At 34.5% G+C, this 19,624-nt stretch carries 18 protein-coding genes; 7 read left to right on the top strand and 11 right to left on the bottom strand.

Going from position 1 to position 19,624, the window contains the following annotated elements; translation table 11 throughout:
* Window positions 1-743 precede the first annotated feature (743 nt).
* Window positions 744-2,207, top strand: coding sequence for a Na+/H+ antiporter family protein (locus tag C6H17_RS10745; protein WP_020995857.1), 1,464 nt, complete (start codon window positions 744-746; stop codon window positions 2,205-2,207).
* 590 nt (window positions 2,208-2,797) lie between these two features.
* Here C6H17_RS10745 and C6H17_RS10740 read toward each other — a convergent pair.
* The 5 genes from C6H17_RS10740 to C6H17_RS10725 all read right to left on the bottom strand — a co-directional run bounded on the left by C6H17_RS10740 (window position 2,798) and on the right by C6H17_RS10725 (window position 6,275).
* The gene (locus C6H17_RS10740) at window positions 2,798-3,424 is read right to left on the bottom strand and encodes a lysozyme inhibitor LprI family protein (protein WP_005218711.1); all 627 of its coding nucleotides are present in this window, start codon (window positions 3,422-3,424) and stop codon (window positions 2,798-2,800) included.
* Between the two features lie 70 nt (window positions 3,425-3,494).
* Window positions 3,495-3,782, bottom strand: coding sequence for an HNH endonuclease (locus C6H17_RS13120; protein WP_223808374.1), 288 nt, complete (start codon window positions 3,780-3,782; stop codon window positions 3,495-3,497).
* 32 nt (window positions 3,783-3,814) lie between these two features.
* The gene (locus C6H17_RS13115) at window positions 3,815-4,093 is read right to left on the bottom strand and encodes a type IV toxin-antitoxin system AbiEi family antitoxin domain-containing protein (protein ID WP_223808375.1); all 279 of its coding nucleotides are present in this window, start codon (window positions 4,091-4,093) and stop codon (window positions 3,815-3,817) included.
* Window positions 4,068-4,880: a DNA-methyltransferase gene (locus tag C6H17_RS10730; RefSeq protein ID WP_005218709.1), complete on the bottom strand. Its 813-nt coding sequence runs from the start codon at window positions 4,878-4,880 to the stop codon at window positions 4,068-4,070. Before C6H17_RS10730 ends, C6H17_RS13115 begins: the two co-directional genes overlap by 26 nt.
* A 213-nt stretch (window positions 4,881-5,093) precedes the next feature.
* On the bottom strand, window positions 5,094-6,275 hold the full coding sequence (locus C6H17_RS10725; RefSeq protein ID WP_005218708.1) for a PLP-dependent cysteine synthase family protein: 1,182 nt from the start codon (window positions 6,273-6,275) through the stop codon (window positions 5,094-5,096).
* Between the two features lie 283 nt (window positions 6,276-6,558).
* Between C6H17_RS10725 and C6H17_RS10720 the strand changes: the two genes are divergently transcribed.
* Complete coding sequence (locus tag C6H17_RS10720; RefSeq protein ID WP_005218707.1) at window positions 6,559-6,939, top strand: DpnII family type II restriction endonuclease; 381 nt, start codon at window positions 6,559-6,561, stop codon at window positions 6,937-6,939.
* 181 nt (window positions 6,940-7,120) lie between these two features.
* Here the strand turns inward: C6H17_RS10720 and C6H17_RS10710 are convergent, their stop codons facing one another.
* The 5 genes from C6H17_RS10710 to C6H17_RS10695 all read right to left on the bottom strand — a co-directional run bounded on the left by C6H17_RS10710 (window position 7,121) and on the right by C6H17_RS10695 (window position 13,601).
* On the bottom strand, window positions 7,121-7,603 hold the full coding sequence (locus C6H17_RS10710) for a hypothetical protein (RefSeq protein ID WP_005218705.1): 483 nt from the start codon (window positions 7,601-7,603) through the stop codon (window positions 7,121-7,123).
* Window positions 7,593-7,742 carry a hypothetical protein gene (locus C6H17_RS12595; RefSeq protein WP_005218704.1) on the bottom strand — a complete coding sequence of 50 codons (150 nt, stop codon included), beginning with the start codon at window positions 7,740-7,742 and terminating at the stop codon, window positions 7,593-7,595. The genes C6H17_RS10710 and C6H17_RS12595 overlap by 11 nt, the downstream gene beginning before the upstream one ends.
* On the bottom strand, window positions 7,742-8,257 hold the full coding sequence (locus C6H17_RS10705; protein ID WP_263363188.1) for a site-specific integrase: 516 nt from the start codon (window positions 8,255-8,257) through the stop codon (window positions 7,742-7,744). The genes C6H17_RS12595 and C6H17_RS10705 overlap by 1 nt, the downstream gene beginning before the upstream one ends.
* Window positions 8,258-8,283: 26 nt before the next feature.
* Window positions 8,284-9,702, bottom strand: a complete 1,419-nt coding sequence (locus C6H17_RS10700; protein WP_005218699.1) for a mannose-1-phosphate guanylyltransferase/mannose-6-phosphate isomerase — start codon at window positions 9,700-9,702, stop codon at window positions 8,284-8,286.
* Window positions 9,703-9,803: 101 nt separating this feature from the next.
* Window positions 9,804-13,601, bottom strand: a complete 3,798-nt coding sequence (locus C6H17_RS10695) for a hypothetical protein (RefSeq protein ID WP_190318786.1) — start codon at window positions 13,599-13,601, stop codon at window positions 9,804-9,806.
* Window positions 13,602-13,699: 98 nt separating this feature from the next.
* Here C6H17_RS10695 and C6H17_RS10690 point away from each other — a divergent pair, with 98 nt between their 5' ends.
* The 3 genes from C6H17_RS10690 to C6H17_RS10685 all read left to right on the top strand — a co-directional run bounded on the left by C6H17_RS10690 (window position 13,700) and on the right by C6H17_RS10685 (window position 14,978).
* The gene (locus C6H17_RS10690; protein ID WP_020995860.1) at window positions 13,700-14,293 is read left to right on the top strand and encodes a phospholipase D-like domain-containing protein; all 594 of its coding nucleotides are present in this window, start codon (window positions 13,700-13,702) and stop codon (window positions 14,291-14,293) included.
* A gap of 75 nt (window positions 14,294-14,368) precedes the next feature.
* Window positions 14,369-14,521, top strand: coding sequence for a hypothetical protein (locus tag C6H17_RS13110; RefSeq protein WP_223808376.1), 153 nt, complete (start codon window positions 14,369-14,371; stop codon window positions 14,519-14,521).
* Complete coding sequence (locus tag C6H17_RS10685; RefSeq protein ID WP_005218694.1) at window positions 14,505-14,978, top strand: toxin-antitoxin system YwqK family antitoxin; 474 nt, start codon at window positions 14,505-14,507, stop codon at window positions 14,976-14,978. The genes C6H17_RS13110 and C6H17_RS10685 overlap by 17 nt, the downstream gene beginning before the upstream one ends.
* Window positions 14,979-15,238: 260 nt before the next feature.
* Here the strand turns inward: C6H17_RS10685 and tsaE are convergent, their stop codons facing one another.
* Window positions 15,239-15,676 (bottom strand): tRNA (adenosine(37)-N6)-threonylcarbamoyltransferase complex ATPase subunit type 1 TsaE, encoded by a 438-nt coding sequence (gene tsaE, locus C6H17_RS10680; RefSeq protein ID WP_005218693.1) that lies wholly within the window; start codon window positions 15,674-15,676, stop codon window positions 15,239-15,241.
* Between the two features lie 763 nt (window positions 15,677-16,439).
* Here tsaE and C6H17_RS10675 point away from each other — a divergent pair.
* Both C6H17_RS10675 and C6H17_RS10670 read left to right on the top strand, forming a co-directional pair.
* Window positions 16,440-19,214 carry a heavy metal translocating P-type ATPase gene (locus C6H17_RS10675; RefSeq protein WP_005218691.1) on the top strand — a complete coding sequence of 925 codons (2,775 nt, stop codon included), beginning with the start codon at window positions 16,440-16,442 and terminating at the stop codon, window positions 19,212-19,214.
* Window positions 19,215-19,332: 118 nt separating this feature from the next.
* Window positions 19,333-19,620: a hypothetical protein gene (locus C6H17_RS10670; RefSeq protein ID WP_005218690.1), complete on the top strand. Its 288-nt coding sequence runs from the start codon at window positions 19,333-19,335 to the stop codon at window positions 19,618-19,620.
* The last annotated feature ends 4 nt before the right edge of the window (window positions 19,621-19,624 follow it).

Here is a 19,624-nt window from a genome sequence, read left to right as displayed (position 1 = left end):
ATAAAAATAATCAAAAATAAACATTTTATTAACATAATAATATATCTTATTTAATAATAAAAATTAATCAAATAAACTACAAAATAGTATTAATGTAGCATTTATTATACAAATAATACGCATTATATTAGTGCTAATATATCAATAAAGTAATAGATTTAATATTTAAAATAATGATAAAAACTTATTTCAACATAAACAAAGAAAAGTAAAAAAAAAAGGGGGGGGGGGGCTGATATGTTTTTGCGTAGTCAATTTTAAAAGTAAAAAGGTTAATGTTAATAAATACTCAAGTTTTCAGTTAAAGGAAAATTTGAGAAGTAAAAATAAAAATGCAAAAACAAACAAGTCTAAGGATTTTTGGTAACATTAAAAAAATTGCCACATCTATTACTATGAAGTCCATTAAACACGCAAGTTTATGGAATGTAGATTCTATTTGTCGTGTATAGGTGCATTTTGTTTTCTTATATAGATTTTATCATATTGTTTTTGAGTATTTAAGTTGTGTTTTATAAATGTAATGCGAGAAGCAAATTTGTAAAATACATATTAATTTTTGTGTGATAAAACTATAATATTAGCTATCAATAGTTTTATTTTTTAGAAGAATTTAATAAAATGCTATGGATTAAAAACCATCCAAAACAATCAAACTCCATCGTAAATCTTTTTAATAATAAGCTATAATCACACTTTTATTTTCTTTAAATATCTACATATTAATTCACTAAAGGAATCTAATGTCTCTTCTCACAAATGCGGTGGTGTTATCTGTGCTTGTTATGGCGGTGTTGTGCGTTTTACGATTAAATGTTTTGCTATCCATTATTATAGCTGCACTTGTGGCTGGGTGGCTATCTCCACTACCTTTAGAATCTTTATCTTCTGGGGCAGATTCACACACTTCGCTTTGGCAATATTTCCTGCTTAAGACCACGACTACAGGGGAGATTCTCATCAAAGGTATGGCAAGTAATCTTAATATCGCATTAAGCTATATCCTGCTAGGCGGCATTGCGGTGGCGATTTCTCGCACACATTTAATGACTTTTTTGCTCTCCGCCATTGCAAATGTGATAAGCAATAGGAAGTTTATTTTTATCCTTAGCATTGCTCTCATTGCGTGTTTTTCGCAGAATCTTGTGCCTATCCACATCGCTTTTATCCCCATTCTTATCCCTCCACTTCTAAGCCTTATGAATCGCTTGAAAATTGATAGACGCGCTGTGGCGTGTGCGCTTACTTTTGGGTTACAAGCCCCTTATGTAACCCTTGGCGTGGGCTTTGGGCTGATTTTTCACACGACTATTAGCGAGCAGATGAAGGCAAATGGTATGCCTGTAAGTCTTGGTGAGATTAGCTCTGTGATGTGGATTGGCGGGGCGGCTATGCTGCTTGGGCTGCTTTTTGCGGTGTTTGTGCTGTATGCAAAGCCGCGTGAATACGCACAAAAAGAGGAATGCTCTATGGGCGATGCGAGTATGGGTTGGCGTGAATATGCGACACTTTTTGGCATTATTGTGCTTTTTGTCGTGCAGCTTGTTACGCATTCTCTGGCGCTTGGGGCGTTTGCTGGGCTTATGTGTATGATTGTGCTGCGTGGGGTAAAGTGGAATGAGATAGATTCTGTTATGGAGGGTGGGCTAAAAATGATGGCTTTCATTGCCTTTGTTATGCTTGTGGCGGCTGGATATGGGGAGGTGCTGCGTGCAAGTGGAGAAGTGCAGAATCTCGTGCAAGTTGTGGCAAACTTCACACATCAAGTCGGTGATGGTGCTATGAATACTATCGCTTCAAATGGGCTAGATTCTAATGCGACTATGGCTTCAAATCCTGCAACTTTAGATTCTAATGGGGCGTCTTTATGGGTGAAATTTATAGGGGCGAGTTTAATGCTGCTTGTGGGGCTTTTAATCACCATAGGCATTGGCACGAGCTTTGGGACGATACCCATTATCGCGGCAATTTATGTGCCTTTTGGAATCTCACTTGGCTTTAGTGTCCCTGCGATAATTTTGCTTATCGGCATAGCTGGGGCGTTGGGCGATGCGGGGAGTCCTGCGAGTGATAGCACTTTGGGACCTACTTCTGGGCTAAATATGGACGGACAGCATAATCACATTTATGATACTTGTATCCCCACATTTTTTGTGTATAATGTCCCGCTTTTAGTCGCTGGTGTGATTGGTGCGATGATACTTTAGGGGAGCTTAATTAATCTTTTTGGTATGCGATTATTGCAAAATAAACAACATTCAACTCCTAAAATCGCGCATTATTCAATTAACTCATGTGACTATAACCGCTATAAAAACTATATGCAGATATCAATAGTAAATATGCTTCTAATTTTCTAGCTAGGATAATTCTGCATTTGTATTTATTGATGTGATTTCGTAACAACTCTGCTTTCAAATTATTTGTGCTTAAAAGCAGAGCATTGGGAATAAGATAGAGGCCATCTCTCTATCTTACTTGCATAAATATTTAGCTTTCATTGCGCACATCAAATCTATTGTAGTTTCTTTGCTGTTTTCTTTTTAGTCTATTTTATGCGTATATTTGCTAGTTTTACAACTTTAGTTTTAAATGTCGTTCAGTTTTTCTGCTATTTCATAGCAATGATAAATTGCAAAAAAACTGCGATGGGTTTTAATGTGTTTTTAGTATAGAAAATATATTCTTAACTCAGTGATTTTGTAGCATTGAAGCACACTATTAAGTCGCTATATATCCCCATCTACATTACACCCAAAGAGACTATCAAACCCTACGCCACCATCTGTTATCATCATCAAATAGCGTGAAATAGCTCATTTACACGCATTTTTAAGAGTCCTAACCGAGCATTACTTGCTTCAATGCTATATATCGTGCCACCGCCATTTATGTCATAAATATGTGCGTGGTGTGCCTTTGTGTATGCTTCATAGCTATCGCGGAGCTTAAGCCACGCTCTTTGCTCTTCTAGCAGTGTGTCTTGCCCATTTTTTATACTTTGGATATTGGGCTCGTGAGAGAAAGCCCCTGTTGGTGTGGTTTTGTTTTGCTTTTTTACTTCAGCGCGGTAGAGTTTGTAGTATTTGTTTAAAAGCTTGTCATACTCATCATAGCCATAATTAAGTGAAGCTAGAATGCCTTGTGTTGAGCCTAGCACTTCGCCTAAGTTTTGCACCCAACAATCAATTTGCGTTGTTTCAAAGAGATAGATTTGCTCTTGCTTATTTTTAGGATTGAAGTCAAAATTAGCCCTATCGCATTGCTTTTTGATATACTCTTGCTTGTCTTTGCTTACATTGTATTCCTTAAACAACTTTTGCAAACTCTCACTATCAGCAAACGCCATAAACGCCATAAACGCCAAAGGCATTAGAATCTTAGCCTTTGTGCTAACCTTAAATAATCTTATAAAAACGCCCATAAATCACCGCCTTTGCTTTGTTTGTTAAATGCAAAGATTCTAGCACATAGAATAAAATAAGATTCTAAGATTATATACCACTTGACTTTTTCCATACTATATGCCCATTGATATTATGCTTTTCATAAATGCTTAAAACCTCTTCTAAAAATGCCACAAGCTCACTCTCACCAGAATCTTTTGCAGATTCTAACATTTGGATAAACATCTTTTTGCCCGTTTCAGTTTGCTTTAGATTTTTCTTTAAAAAATTATGTCTACTACATAGAGTTTGCCCATTTTCTAAAACCGCTTTTCCACCTAAATCCTTTGGTTTTATATGGTCTATATGAAGCTCAACTCCTTCTTTTTTACCCATTCCACATATCACACATTTATAATTATCTCGCTCTAAAATTTGCTTTTTAAAGCTTGACTAAAATCCTCTAAATCTTGCCTTAAATTGATAGAATCTGGGTCATAGTGATAAACTCCCTTTGCAATCTTTTGCAAATAGCCTTTTTGGTGCAAACTTCTAATACCTCTATCTGGGTCTCTAAAAACTTTCCCTGTGCGTTTTTGCCATTCTTTAACAACCCAATCCACCACTTCAGGGTGTTTAATATCTCGTTTTGGATTTGCCTTAAAAAACTCCATTATTAAATCAAGTTGAGAGCCATTGTTTTTCATCAAAAATTCCCCTTTCCTTTTGGATTGTTTCTAAAAATCGTTTTTTGCTTAACTCGCAATATGCCTTATCTAGCTCAATGCCTATAAACTGCCGATTGTTAAGATAAGATTCTATCATTGTTGTGCCACTCCCACAAAATGGATCAAATACCACATCACCTACATAAGAAAAAAGTTTAATGCACCGCTTAGGCAGCTCTCTAGGAAAGGGGGCTGGGTGTCCTATGCGTTTTTTAGACTCCCCGTTAAAGCTCCATAATCCATTCGTCCAAGCCATAAACTCTTCCTTGCTTATATCACTCTCTCCTTTATACTTTTTCTTCCAAGCCCCTTTATAAAGCACAAGTATAAGCTCCACAGGTGCGATAACATAAGGAGCAGATGCACTAAGCCAACTCCCCCAAGCTGTGCGGCGTGAGATATTACCCTCATTCCAAATAATCGTGCTATGATATTTCCAGCCAATTTGCTTTGCTAAAGTGGTTAAATCCGCCCCCACGCTTTGACTTCCGCCTTTATTTTTATCAAGTGGGATATTAAGACAGAATCTTGCCCCATCTTTTGCCCAAAAATAGCAATTTTCTATCCATTTTTGAGAGAATTCTAAATAGCTTTCATAAGAGTTAGAATCTTCATTGGAGTTGTATTCAATACCTACATTATAAGGTGGGGAAGTGATGATTAAATCAAGCGAGTTTTCTTGCAAAATCGTTTTATCAAGGCAAGTATGATTGAATAATGTTGTGTTTTTGTAGCTAAAAGATGTATTGTGTAATGGTATTGTCATTGTTGAAGCCCTATTAGGTATTTAAAAATTATTGTTTTAATAATAGTATTGAAGTGTTTTATTTGATAAAAGTCCATATCAAGCACGGAGCAAATATCCCTTTGCAAGTCTTTTTCTTGTGTGAAGTCCATAAATCTTTCCTAGCAATGTGGCAATTTTGTAAAACTACCATTGTAGCAGGTTTATAGAATCTTTTTGCTACTCACTATCCTGCTACACAAGATTCTTGCTAAAATACCTGCTTAAATCATCGGCAAAGAGCGTAACGATGAGCTTGTTTTCTATGGTTTGGGCGAGTTTTAAACACGCCTGTAAGCACGCTCCAGATGAGATTCCAGCTAAGATTCCCTCCTCTCTAGCTAAGATTTTTAGCCCTTGATACGCTTCTTCATCGCTAATTTTTTGCACCATATCTATAAGGCTTGTATCCATAGTCTTTGGGATAAAGTTATTGCCAATGCCCTCAATATTCGCACACCCCTCTTGCCCCCCGCCAATCACAGAGCCGATAGGATCGCATAGCACGGCTTGTATCCTAGAATCCTGCTCTTTTAGGTATTTTGCTATGCCGCTGAAAGAGCCGCCGCTCCCAGCACCTGCCACAAAGTAATCAAAAATTGGCTTTTGCTTTTGTGCGTTGTCTTTTGCGTAATACGGGTTTGACTTTGTCTGCACGCGGTTAAAATCGTGGATTCTACGCTCACAAACTGCGTCATTTATGTTTAATAAACTCCTTGTTTGTTCGCTTGGTGCAGACGAAGTCAAACCCGTATTACGCAAAAACCACGATTTTTCCTCGCAAATACTGCCGCACGGATTGCTACTTGACTTCTCTAAGCTAGTTTCGCAAGATTCTATATTCCCCCCAAAATCTCGTATATTAGAATCCCGCACTCCCTGCATATCCGCATAAATCTCTTTTGCGGTAGTAAGATAATGTGCTTCAGGATTTAGCGGATTTTCAAATTGATGCAGGCTAAAAGAATGCGGGGTAGAATCTAGCAATTCTTGTGCTTTATCAATCGCGCCTTGTATGCCTAGCTCTTTTGGCGTGTTAATCACTTCCACCCCTAAAGCCCGCATTAGAATCTGCTTTTCAATGGAAAATTTATCCGGCACGACTAAAATCGCCTTGATATTAAAATGCAAACATACAAAGGCAATGCCTAGCCCCGTGTTTCCTGCGGTTGCTTCTATAATTACAGAATCTTTTTGTAGCTTACCCTGCTTTTTTGCCTTTTGCAAAATATGCAAGGCTACGCGATCTTTCACGCCACCAGCGGGATTGTAGGATTCAAGTTTTGCAAAAATGCGATTATTATTTGGAATCTGTATGCGAGAGAGTTCTACAAGTGGCGTATTACCGATGAGTTCAAGACTTGAGCGAAAAAACATTTATATCCTTTAATTTTTAGATTATAAAATATAGTAAATAAGACTTTTAATTGTATGGTAAATGTTATTATAACTTTTTTTTACTTCTAATTTTTGTTATTTTTTATAAACGAGATAAAAATTAAGGGAAAAGGGTAGAATCTAGCTTTTAAAAGATTGTAGGCACAAAAGGATTTTAACAATATAAATAGCAACCTTTGCAGTTTGAGGAATAAGTAGATTCTATTTTCAAACGGGTGTTCGGGGAAGTAAATCTAAAATGCACAACACATAAGAAATAATTGTGAAAAATACATTAGCATTTGAAACTTTTCTAAACACTCTTAGGGCGACAAATAGGAATTTGGGCTTTTTTGTGGATTGGCAAAAATGTCTAGCAAATAAAGATAAATTAAGTATTAGCCTTAATCATTTAAATCTTTTGTTGGGCGTATCAAAGGAGAATTTGCAAGATAAGATTACTTTGCTTTTTAATGAGTATGCTAGGGCTTTTGATGTTTTGCCTTTGATTTTAGCGATTCGCAATGAAAAAGAGTTGGTGCTGGATTCTAATCGTAATGAAATATCCATAAATGTATATTTACAAAGCCCTAAAGGGATTTATGACTTTTATTCTCATAGGCTTTTTGTATGGCTTCATAATATGGATAATATTCCTCTGTAAGCCAATACTTTGGGACTTTTAAAAGAAAATTTGTTGCTTGTGTTTGTGGGGATATTAACACTGATGAAATTATGATTGTTTCTATTCTATTTGCAATATCTCCATGTAACTCTTGCTCGTAAAATGTTGTTTGTATTTGCATATTGTTACTCATGTTTTACCTCTCTTGTTTATTGATATTCTATTTTGTCTCTAAACATGTTTCATCTAAGTTTGGAAATAGACTTGGTGTATTGTCATATCCCTCTGTTTCTTTAATGCTTTTCTTTTTTGTGGTGTTTGACACTTTGTTTTGCTTATATAGCATGTCAATTTTGCTTGTTAATAGGTTTAAATCATTGATAACTTCCTCTTTGTCATAACTATGTGTATCTTTTGGTATTGAGTTTTCAATGTATATTTTTATTTTTTCAATCAAAATTTTCATTTCTATATACTCCTTTCCATTTTCTTGCATTTCTTTATATAAGTTATCTATTGCCATTTCTACTATTTTGCCTGTATTTCTCTCTTTAAGTTGCATTCTTAAATATTTTATGCAATTTAGAGATACACTACTTTTGTGTTCCCAATGAAACGAATATGTTGTTTTTGGTTCTTTTTTTATTATTTTTGTTTTCGTTAAATTTTTTACAATATCATCAAAGCTTTCTCTATTTAACATGTTGTAATTCCTTATTTTTCTCTTGTTGATACAAAATTCTTATTGCTATTTCTACAAGAAGTGGAATTTTTTGTCCCCTATCTTGCAATTCTTGTATTTTCTTTCTGCAATCTCTTTTTACAATTACAAATTTTTTCATTATCCTACCTTTCTATGTTTGTCATTTTCAGTAAAAAATGTAGCTCTCTTTTTGTCTGTCTTAATGTATTTTGCATAACTCTTGCAAGTTGTTGATACATCTTTATGTCCTAGCATGTTTGCTATCCACAACAAATCCTCTCCATAACTTAAAGAGAGACTAGCAAATGTGTGTCTTGTTGAATATAGTGTTCTTGTTTCTATATGCAGTTTTGTCAGTATCTCTTTGAATTGCTTTGCAATGCGTTGTTTAGCTATAAATTTATTATTGTGATTTGCAAAAATATAGCCTATTTTGTTCTCTTGTTTTAATTCTTGGAGTGCATATTGCAAGGCTTCAATAATCTCTACTTCTCTTGTGCCACTTTGTGTTTTTGTAGTCGTTATTTTGCCATTACTTAGTGTTTTACAAACATGAATGATATTTCGTTTTAAATCTATATCCTCATATTTCAAGGCAAGTATTTCATTTACTCTCATGCCTGTAAATAATGCTATTTTTAGATAAAGTTTTATGCGATTATCTATTAAATTATCTTTATCTAGCAGTCATCCCTTGCATAATCATCACTAAGTCTTACAATATCATCTTCGCCTAAATATTCTCCCACTTGCACTTCTATCATAACAAGATCGATTGTCCCCGGGTTTGTTAGCCTGTGTGCGTGTCCCATAGGGATATATGTGGATTGATTTGGTGATAGAAAGATTTCTTTATCTTCAATTTGGACTAATGCGCTCCCACTTACAACAATCCAGTGTTCATTCCTGTGATAGTGCTTTTGCAAGCTTAGTCTATGCTTTGGTTTTACTACAATGCTTTTTAACTTGTATGTAGGACTTTCTTGCAGCACGGTGTAACTACCCCATGGTCTAAAAGCTTGATTGTGTATCTCAACTAATGGACTTTTTATAGAATCTAGCTTGGCTACAATCTTTTTTACATCTTGTGTATAGCCTTTTTTTGCTACTAAAAGCGCATCTTGCGTATCGATGATGACACAATCATCTATCCCTAATGTTGCTACCATTTTATTAGACATAATAAGATTATTGCAAGAATGAAGGGCAATGCTTTGCTCATTCATCGCATTATTATTAGAATCTTTTGGTAACTCTTCGCATAAAGAATCAAAACTCCCAACATCATTCCATGTAAAACGACTTGGAATCATATAAAGTTTATCAGTCTTTTCCATCAAAGCATAATCAATGCTTTCATCGAGTAAATCCTCACTTAGTTTTCTATCAAGTCGCACAAATTCGCCCTTATTATTACGCAAAGAAGATTCTAATAAGATATTACAGCATTCATAAATCTCTTTTGCATGACCCTTCATCTCATCTAAGAGTGTTTTTGCTTGATAGCAAAACATGCCACTATTCCAGTAATATCCACCTTTTTCTAGGTAGATTTTTGCTTGTTTTTCATCTGGTTTTTCATGAAATGCTATAACTTTATGCGCTTGTTTTGTCTCATTATTTTCAACTTGAATGTAGCCATATCCTGTGTGTGGTCTATCTGGGGTAATGCCAAATGTTACAATATTACCCTTTTCTGCAAACTGACATGCCATCTCTACACAAGCCTTATACGCATTATCATCATGGATAATATGATCACTTGGAAGTGTTAGGATAATCTCATTTGGATTTTGTTTTGCCACAAGCATTGCCCCTAGTGTCAGGGCTGCTGCGGTATTTTTACTCAAGGTTTCTAGGATAAACATATCTATGTCTATATTGAGCGATTTTGCTATATCAAGGGCTAGAAAATAATGCTTATCATTTGTGATAACCTGCCAACTATCATTTACGCTTAAAAGCTTAGCATTTCTCTCTAGCGTCATCTTAAAAAGGGAATCTTCGCCAATTAGTTTTGCAAATTGCTTTGGCATAAGCTTCCTTGAAAGGGGCCAAAGACGCGTCCCACTACCACCACATAAGATTGAAATAACCATATTTTTCCTTTTTCTAGATTATCGCTTTATTATTCTAGAATCTAGCTTAGAGTGTTTAGCAAACACCAAGCAATATTACATATCTTATAGACTCACAACCTCTATTTATCCTTACCAAAATGAATGCTAAAGTTGATTTCAGAACCATCAAGAATTTCATGTAATTTTTCTTTTGGTGTATTTTTGAAAAAATCGATAAGAGAATTCGCATCAAGCTCTTTTACATTGTCTTTATTGATAGTATCTGTTGTGCTGAGAGTGTCTAGCGGTGCTTCATTATTTAATGGCATTGTATCATCTAGTTGCGTTTCATTAAGACTAGATTTTATTTCTTGTGTATCTGTTATGCTAGATTCTGTGTTAATGGCTGGTGTATCCTGTGTTTCATCAAGCTTATTTTGATTGAGTTGATTTGGATTGATATCATTTGGATCAATACGCACAATATCTAAATCTGTAATCTCGCCTAGTGCTTCTGCTAACTCTGTTTCTGTGAGATTTTCAAGTGCTTCTTCATTGGAAGGTAGGGCGACATAGAGTGTATCGGGGTTAGTTTCTAGAGACTTTGTTGAGTTATTAGTAGAAGTAATATTACTAGATTCTAAAGTGTCAGTTGAATTTTTGGAATCTAGCTCTGCTAACATATCATCAAGCGCATTAGAATCTGTGTCTATGCCATCTTGTGTATGCAATAAGTCTTCATCGGTTGAGTCTTTTTGCAAATCTAGCTCACTAGAATCGCTATTGCTTAAAAAATCTGTGAGTAAGTCATCTGCATTATCTAAATCCGTGCTGTCTTTATTCTCTGAATCTAGCAATTCATCTTTTATATCATCTGCTTGAGATAAATCTGTATTATCATTTAAAGCCACTTCATCATTTAAGGCTTCTAAGGCTTCATTCACTTCTGCTAAAGTGTCTTCTTGTAATACTTGTGGTTTGCTATCTGGATTCTGTGTGCCTAGCTCTTCATCGATATTCAGCATTGCTTCTAAATCCATATCTATTTGGTTAGAATCTGGTGCTTTTGTGTCATCTATTTCTATGCTTAAATCTTTGTCTAAATCCCCATTTAAATCATCTAATGTATTAGATTCTAAATCTGGGGTGCTAATTGGAGAATCATTGGAATCTAGCCCATCTAATAAATCACTATCTAGCTGTTGCATATCATTTATTTCTACTTCTTTACTCTCTTGTGATTGCAAATTGAGATCATCATCTAATTGCAATAAAGAGTTAATATCATCTTCTTTATTTTCAGTATGTAGTGTGTCAGATTCTGCATTATCTGTTATATTCATAGAATCTAAATCAAGTGAGTCAAGCAATAGTTCATCAGATTCTTTAGATTCTAGATTTTTAGATGTTTCGCTTTGCTCAACATGACAATCATTAGAATCCATATTTTCACTATCTTGTGTTTTAGATTCTAGCAACTCACTAGAATCATCAATAAGAGATTCTAAACTCTCATTTTGCGCTAGATTGTCTGTATTTGCTGTTTCAGAATCAGAATCTAAAAGAGATTCTAAACTTTCATCATCTTTGGCTTTGTTGTCTAAATCTATATCTAAAAGATTAGAATTAAGACTAGATTCTATACTATCATCTGTGTTTTCAGTCTCATTTGCAGTTTCATTTATTTGCAAGTCTAAATCATCAAGACTCATATTATCTGCTTCTTTAGAATCTTTACTTTCTTCTGCATTTATTGCACTATCAAATGCGTTATCAAGGGCTTCTGTGAGATCATCAAACGCATCATCTAGAGTGTTTGCATTCGTATTCTTACTTTGGTCTTCTTGCATGTTGAGTGTATCATCAATGCTTTCTTCTGTCTTTGCTGGTGTTAAATCTGTGTCTATATTGAGATCATCTATGAAATCATTTGGTAATTCATCGCTTACGCTAGATTTACTAGATATAGAATCATCTGTTTCTAAAGCATTTAATAAATCACTATCTAGCTGTTGCGTATCATTTGTTTCTACTTCTTTGCTCTCTTGTGATTGCAAATTGAGATCATCATCCAATTGCAATAAAGAGTTAATATCATCTTCTTTATTTTCGGTATTTTTAGATTCTGTATTTTCTGTTATACCCATAGAATCTAAATCAAGTGAGTCAAGCAATAAATCATCAGATTCTTTGGTTTCTAAACTCTCATCTTGTGCTAGCTTGTCCATTTCTTTAGGATTAGAATCTAGACTAGATTCTGTGCTGTTATCTGTGTTTGTAGTTTCATCTATTTGCAAGTCTAAGTCATCAAGTTGTATATTATCTGTTTCTTTAGAATCTAAATCTTTTGTTTGTGTTGTAGAATCTATATTTTCTAAATTTTGTAAATTAGAATCACTCTCTACTTTAGAATCTTTTACTTCATCGCTAGATTCTCCACTTAATATCATATTATCAAAAGCACTATTTAGAGCAGCACTCAATTCATCAAAGGCATCATCTAGCGTATTTGTGGTTGCGGTATCCTGTGTGGCTTGTTTGCTTAGTGTCTCATCAAGTCCGCTTAAATCAATGGAATCTATATCATGTTCTACACTTGGTTTGGGTGTTGATTTAGGGGCTTGTGTATCTAAATCCATATCCATTAGCCCCATATCATCTAACTCTTTTTTATCTATTGCTGTAAGATTATCTGTGCTTGTTTCTGCGGTATTAGCCCCAGATTCTATGCTATCATCTTTTTCTTGCGTTATATCGCTTTGCAAAGCTAAAGATTCTAAATCAATATTGTCTAAATCACTACTTGCTGATTCTGTGTCTGCGTCCGCTTCTATATCTGTTGTGCCGGAATTCTCGCTTATATTATCATCACTTACATTTTTTAAACTCTCATCATTTAATATATCATCTAAACTTTCATTTTCTAAGGATTGTGTATCTGCTGTATCATCTGCATTATTTTCTTGCTCTTTTGCCCTGAGTTCTTCTTCCTCTTTTTTTGCCTGCATGAATTTCTTAGGGCTAGGCTGCAATAAATCCCTTTCATCATCGCTTAAAAACAAATCATCTTCATCATCGCCAAGACTATCTGCTGCTTCTTTTGCTTCCTCTTCTATCTGTGCTGGGATACCTAAACTAGCAGCCTTTAGGGCTGATGAATCTACAATAGAATCAAGATCAAAGTTTGCTAAATCAAGCGGATTATCACTACTTGGTTTCAAATCGCTTAAATCGCTATCAAATATTGAGCCAACTCTGTGTTCTGGCTCTTCTTCACTCTCTTTAATAGAATCTTCTTTATTGGTAGTATCGCTTTCTTCTTCTGTGTTTTCATCATCTGCAGAATCTGCAACTTCTTCTTCACTCGTTACTTCACCAGCGGCTTGAAGATCTGAAAAATCAAGTGAATCTGGATTAAAATCAAGCATAGAATCTGTATCTTCACCCGCAATCTCTTCGGCTTCTGCTTGAAGTTTTGCTGTGTCTATATTTATGCCATCTGGCGGGGTAATTTCTGCTGATTTTAAGTCCATATCAATTTCATTAATAGACTTTACATTATCATATTCTTCTAGCCCATCATTTGATATTTTATCATCTGCTTCTTTTATCTCGCCCTCTTTTGGTATGCAGTCATTGAGTATTTCTAAAATATCTGTGGGGAGAAAGGGTTTTTGTATCGCAATATTAAATTCATGTTTTTTAATCTGTGTTTTACGCGCAAAAAGTAAGCAGACTTTCACTTGGTCTTGCAGGGCGGTTAGTCGCTCAAGATTTTTGCCTACATTCTCATCATCTACAATGATACATATATAATCTTTTGGTCTAAAATCATTAGCAATGCGTGCTACATTTTCAACCTCAAGGTTTAGCTTTTTACTTGCCATGCCAACAAGCTTTTTAATAACTGGATTCTGATTGATGAGTAAGACTTTCATATACGCTCTCTTAAGAAAATAATGATGATTATGACAAAAACTGATAAATTTAGCATTATAATACAAAATTGTTTTATTTTTATATAGTAAGGATTTAAATGCAAGAAAATACACACTTTTTACCGACAAGAAACATGGGATTCAATAAAATGAAGAAAAAAGTTATAATAACATGCTTAAGTGCAATGTGTGCTTTTATGCCATTATCAGCGATGGAGAAAATCTATCTCATGCCCTACGAACAACAAGAGGCATTAGGCGAATTGCTTAGAGTGATTAAACAAGCAAATAAAAGCATTGATATTGCCATTTATAGCTTTACAAATAGAGAGATAGCAAAAGCCCTGCGTGATGCAAGTAGTAAGGGTGTAAAAATAAATATTATCTATGATATGGGGCAAAAAAGTGTCAATAATAGCACCATTGGCTACCTTGAGAAATTTGCAAATATCCATACTTGTTTGCTAGAAGGAAATCCCGCAAAAAATGGCAAATATAAAGGCATTATGCATCATAAAATGATTATTATCGATGGGGCTTTAGTGGGATTTGGTAGTGCAAATTGGAGTAAGAATGCGTTTGAAAACAACTATGAATCATTGTATTTTACAGATTCTAAAGAGATTATCCAAAAATCACAAGGTTATTATAATAAAATGCTTAAAGCCTGCACACCATTTATGAGTTATTAATATTTTGTTTCTTAGTGTTGCTTGGGGAGATTTTGGTTTGTGAAGTCTAGCTTTATTTTGGCTTAAAGGATAGTTATGAAATTTAGAATGTTTAATGTTAAAAATGTGATTTTATCAATGATTTTATGTGGCACCACTTCTTTTTCATTCTTGTATGCGGATAATTTAAAAGAATGTGAGAGTCTAGAAGAAAAAGTGCAGGGGGTGTGTTTTGAAAACATATTATGATAATGGGAATTTGGAGGAAGAAACGCCATATAAAAATGATAAAGAAGAGGGTACAAGGAGATTTTATTATAAAAGCGGGAAACTTGCATCTGAATTATCATACAGAAATGGGAAAAGAGAAGGTATTGCAAAAAAGTATTTTGAAAACGGAAATCTTTGGATTGAAATATCATTTGAAAATGATAGCGTAAAAAATGCAAGAATAGATTATTATGAAAGTGGGGATATATTAGCTGAAATCCCATATAATGCGGATGACAATATAAATGGCATTATAAAAGCTTATGATAAAGGAAAAAATCTTATTTGGCAGGCAAACGCACAAAACGGAAAGCTTATTAGTGGAAAATGTATTAGTGGTAAGGTTATGACAAATGCACATCTCATGAAGCTAACAAGTGATATAAATGGATTTCAATCGGATAGTCATTATTGGAACAGTATATGTGAAAAATAAATGAAATTTAGAATCTAAAAGTCTAAACTAAAAGTAGTTAAAATATATTTAGCATTTATTCTAGCACATATCATAAGGTTCTATTTGAATAAAATCTAAATAGGGCTTTATGCTAGTCTATGAAGTACCGCTTATTCTAAGATTTTATTTCTATGGTTTTGTGTAGTGTTTAGATTATCTTTTGAGAATGTGTGAAGATTCTAAATTTATTTTTTTACCTTTTAGGTTTGCTATTATTTAAGTGAGATAGAATCTAAAATTTATACTAAAAAGTTATAGTCTCTTGTGTTGGTGTTATCAGTAGGGAGTATCTCTAAGAGTATGCAAGAAAAGCCCATATTTTGTAGTTGTAGATATAGGGTTTCACTGCCCCATTCTATGAAATGTAAGCCTTTATTTGCTAAAGATTCATAAAGTCTCATCATAGCGTATTCATCATTTTTCAAATATAAATCATAGTGAAATATTTCGTTATTATACTCATGCAAAAAGGCAAAGGTAGGGGAGCTACTTGCAATGCCCTTGTGTTTGCAATACTCATGCACGAGATGACTTTTCCCCATGCCAACTTCCCCTTTTAAAAGGATAATGTTTATAGGCTTTTTAGTGTAGTTATTTTGCTGTTGCAATAACTTGATAAAACCTATAATTTCATTCAGCTGTTCTTTTGTGTTTGTGCTGTGAAAAATGCTTTGCATGTTGTTCCTATTTAAAGATTTTTTTAATTTAAAGCGACAATATTATCGGCAATACAAACCAAAACCTTATTGTGAATATACCTTTTTAATCACTACCCAAAGTGGCTATTTGATGACAAAAAATGCTACCACAACCAATTAACAAAATGGACACAAAAAAGGATTGAAGCAGAGAATCCTTTTTATCTGTTTTGTTTGAAATTGATATTATAAAAATAAACAGCGTATTGCAACAGCTAGATATTTGCAAAAACTACAAAATAACCGAAAACAAAGTATGCAAGATCGTTGCAATATTAAGCTATGTTTATAAAAACTAGAATACATATACACAAAAACAACAAGTATAAAAATTTTTGGTGTGAGAGGAATAGAGTATTATGCTCCTAACATATCGTATCGCACAAAAGCTGCCATTTTACACTTTTTAACACATATAATATCATTGTTGCTGATTGTGTGCTTATTGCCAAGGGCTTTTTGGTGAAATTAGCGATGAAGCATATTGCATGAAACCTAAGGTATCAATTGCATATTGAAAATCATGCAGATCGGCAACACTTTTGTATTTGACTTGCCATTATGGTAATATTTGCATTGTATCATTATGTGCAGATAGCCATTTGATTGTCATAATCTTATACGACTTAAATAAAAATTCCAAATATACATATACCCCTATGGGTATATTAATCATGTTTATGTTATACTCTGCTTTTATTTTATATGGATTAAGATATGATTGAAATATAAGTGAGTTTATATGCAAAAATTTATTTTAGAAAATCTTGATTGCAATTCATGTGCGAATAAACTTGAGAAATCCTTGCAATCTATGCCTTGTGTAGAGAGTGCAAATATAAACTTTAGCACAAATACACTCTATATAAAGACAAGCGATATAGAAGCGATAAAAGCACAAATTGCTAAGATAGAACCAGATATAATCGTGCGTAGCACACATGAAAACACACATAATGTGTCTTATAAAAAAGAGTTATCCCTGCTTTTAGCCCTTCTCTTTGGCTTTGCTGTGTGTATGTTATGTTTGCATTATACACCTTTAGAATCTAGCTCTTTTATCAAGTCTTTTAATATGATACTTGGTGTTAGCTATGCAGTGCTTTTGCATTATATGGAATCTCTATCATTTTTACATAGCATTTTTAGTGCAATTACACCCTTTCAGATTCTAATCTATATCATTTTATTGCTACTCTACATTATCGCGGGATTGCCTATATTTAGGGCAGTATGGCGTAATGTGAAAAATAAAGTCTTTTTTGATGAAAATACGCTTATGTTTATCGCGACTATTGCGGCATTTTGCATTGGCGAGATAAGCGAGAGTGTGGCAGTTATGCTCTTTTTCCGTATAGGCGAGTTTTTAGAATCTCTAGCCTTGAAGCGATCTAAAAAATCTTTGTATGATTTGCTAGATATTACACCAGAGATAGCACATTTACAGATAAAACAGGCAGATTCTAATACGATTATTTGGCAGGATACTCACCCAGAGTTATTAAAGGTTGATGATATAATCCTTGTAAAAGTTGGCGAGAAAGTCCCCGTTGATGGCATTATTATGCAGGGTGAGAGTTCGCTCAATATGCAGGCAATAAGTGGCGAGAGTAAGCCTATTGATGTAGCAAGTGGTGATGAGGTTTTAGCAGGGGCTATTAATATGCAAAGTGTGCTAACTATAAAAGTGAGTAAGCCTTTCTCTCATTCTCAAGTTGCAAAGATAAAAGCCATGATAGAAGACTCAAGCAACACAAAGGCAAAAAGTGAGCAAATCATTACGCAGTTTGCTAAAATCTACACGCCGATTGTATTTTTCATAGCACTTGGCATTGCGTTTATTCCACCGCTTTTTGATGGGGAATGGCATGAGTGGATTTATCGCTCTTTAGTGGTGCTTATGGTGAGTTGCCCTTGTGCGTTGGTGCTGTCTGTGCCGCTTGGATATTTTGGTGCATTAGGCATTGCAAGTAGAAAGGGCATACTCATTAAAGGCTCTACGCATTTTAGTAACCTTGCTAAGTTGCAGCAAGTCGTATTTGATAAAACAGGCACATTAACACAAGGCGTATTTCAAATAGAATCTATAAATCCGCTAACAGATATAAGCAAAGAATCTTTACTAGAGATAGCACAAAGGGCACAAAGATTCTCAAATCACCCAATAGCAAAAGCCATTATGCAAGATTCTAAAAATATGAGAGACTCTAAAAACACGCATATTTGTGAGATAGAAAGCTTTGAAGAGATAGGTGGAAAAGGCGTATATGCTAAGTGTTGCGGAGATAGAATCTTAGTTGGCAATGAAGCTTTAATGAAAGATAAAGGCATAGATATAAGCCCATTCTACACGCATAAAGATACACAAGATAGCGGGTTTAGCATAATCCATATTGCAAAAAATGGAATCTATCAAGGCTACATTATGCTAGGTGATATACTAAAAGAAGAGAGTAAAGAGTGTATGCAGGCTTTAAGGAATCTTGGAGTAAATCCACTTGCAATTTTAAGTGGCGATAATGAAAAAAGTGTCGCACATATCGCAAGAATGCTTAATATACAAAGCTATTATGCAGGGTTACTCCCTACACAAAAAGCAGAAAAATTACAGGAATTAATGGGGCTAGATTCTATATCTCATTGCGAAGCTAGTGTTAGTGTGAAAAATAATGAAAAATTAGAATCTAATGCTTGTCATGCTAAGGTGTTAGCTGAAGTATCTAGTATAGAATCTCAACAAGATAAGATTCTAGATTCTAACAATAAAGATTTTTCACTTACTGCTCAAAATGACACGAAAATGGAATCTACAACTTGTCATGTTGAGCGTAGCGAAACATCTAAAAGATTAGAATCAAATTTAGAATCTAAACAAGATATTTCGCTTAACGCTCAATATGACAAGATTCTAGATTCTAGTAAAAGCGTGGATAAAAATGCTGCGGAAGTATCTTTGAGTGATTTTTCTAAAGAAACTTCGTTTTGTAGCTTTCAAGGTGGAGGCGAAGGGAGTTACCTTGTAGGTAATGACCAAGCCGACACCGCAGATGCAGTTGCGAAGCAACACTCGTGCGAAGCACTAGTCCAAACCTGCAAAATCCATACTTGCAAATCTACAAAAAGCACCACTTGTGCGAAGCACCAGTCCAAACTTGCAAAAGAGACAAAGCATAAAATCACAGCCTTCATAGGCGATGGCATCAATGATTCTATTGTGTTAAAGTGTGCAGATATTGGCATAAGCGTTGGCACAAAAGATTCTCATAGCGATATTAGTAAAGAGAGTGCAGATATAATCCTTACAAATCCTTCACCTATGGGTATAGTCCATGCCATAAAAATCGCAAGAAAGATTCAAACACTCACTTGGCAGAATATTGCATTTGCATTAGGCACAAAGCTCATTTTAGTCCTGCTTGGTATCGCAGGTATTGCAAATATGTGGCTTGCTGTATTTGGCGATGTAGGTGTCGCCCTTTTAGCCTTGCTGAATGCCTTGAGGGTTGTTCGGGTGTAAATAAAATGACTAATAAGAGATAAACCTAATAAATACTAGAGTTTGCATATTCCATGAAACTTTGTTATAATGCCACTTTTATTGCTTACGCTTTGATGGCTATTAAAGGGATATGTAAATGCAGCAACACGATAAAAAACATAAAAAGTCTCACAACACACAAGCCTTGCAAAATAAAATACGAGATGAAGAAATACAAGAGCTAGAATCTCAAATCCTTGATATGTTTGAGGTAGCATTTCATTTTGCAGGTTTAAAGCCTAGCAGTTTAGATGATGCTCTGAACTATTATATGGAAGTTATGGAATCTCAAGATGATGATTTACCCTATAATGCACAAACAATTATTGCAAATATCTTGCTTATAAGACAAGACAAACCAGAATGGTTTGACACGCTAAACTAATCAC

Origin of the sequence: Helicobacter rappini, assembly GCF_900198625.1 — a bacterium.
Taxonomy (GTDB): Bacteria; Campylobacterota; Campylobacteria; order Campylobacterales; family Helicobacteraceae; genus Helicobacter_A; species Helicobacter_A rappini.
The sequence above is the reverse complement of the archived record's forward strand: the minus strand, read 5'-3'. Positions and strand labels throughout refer to the sequence as shown.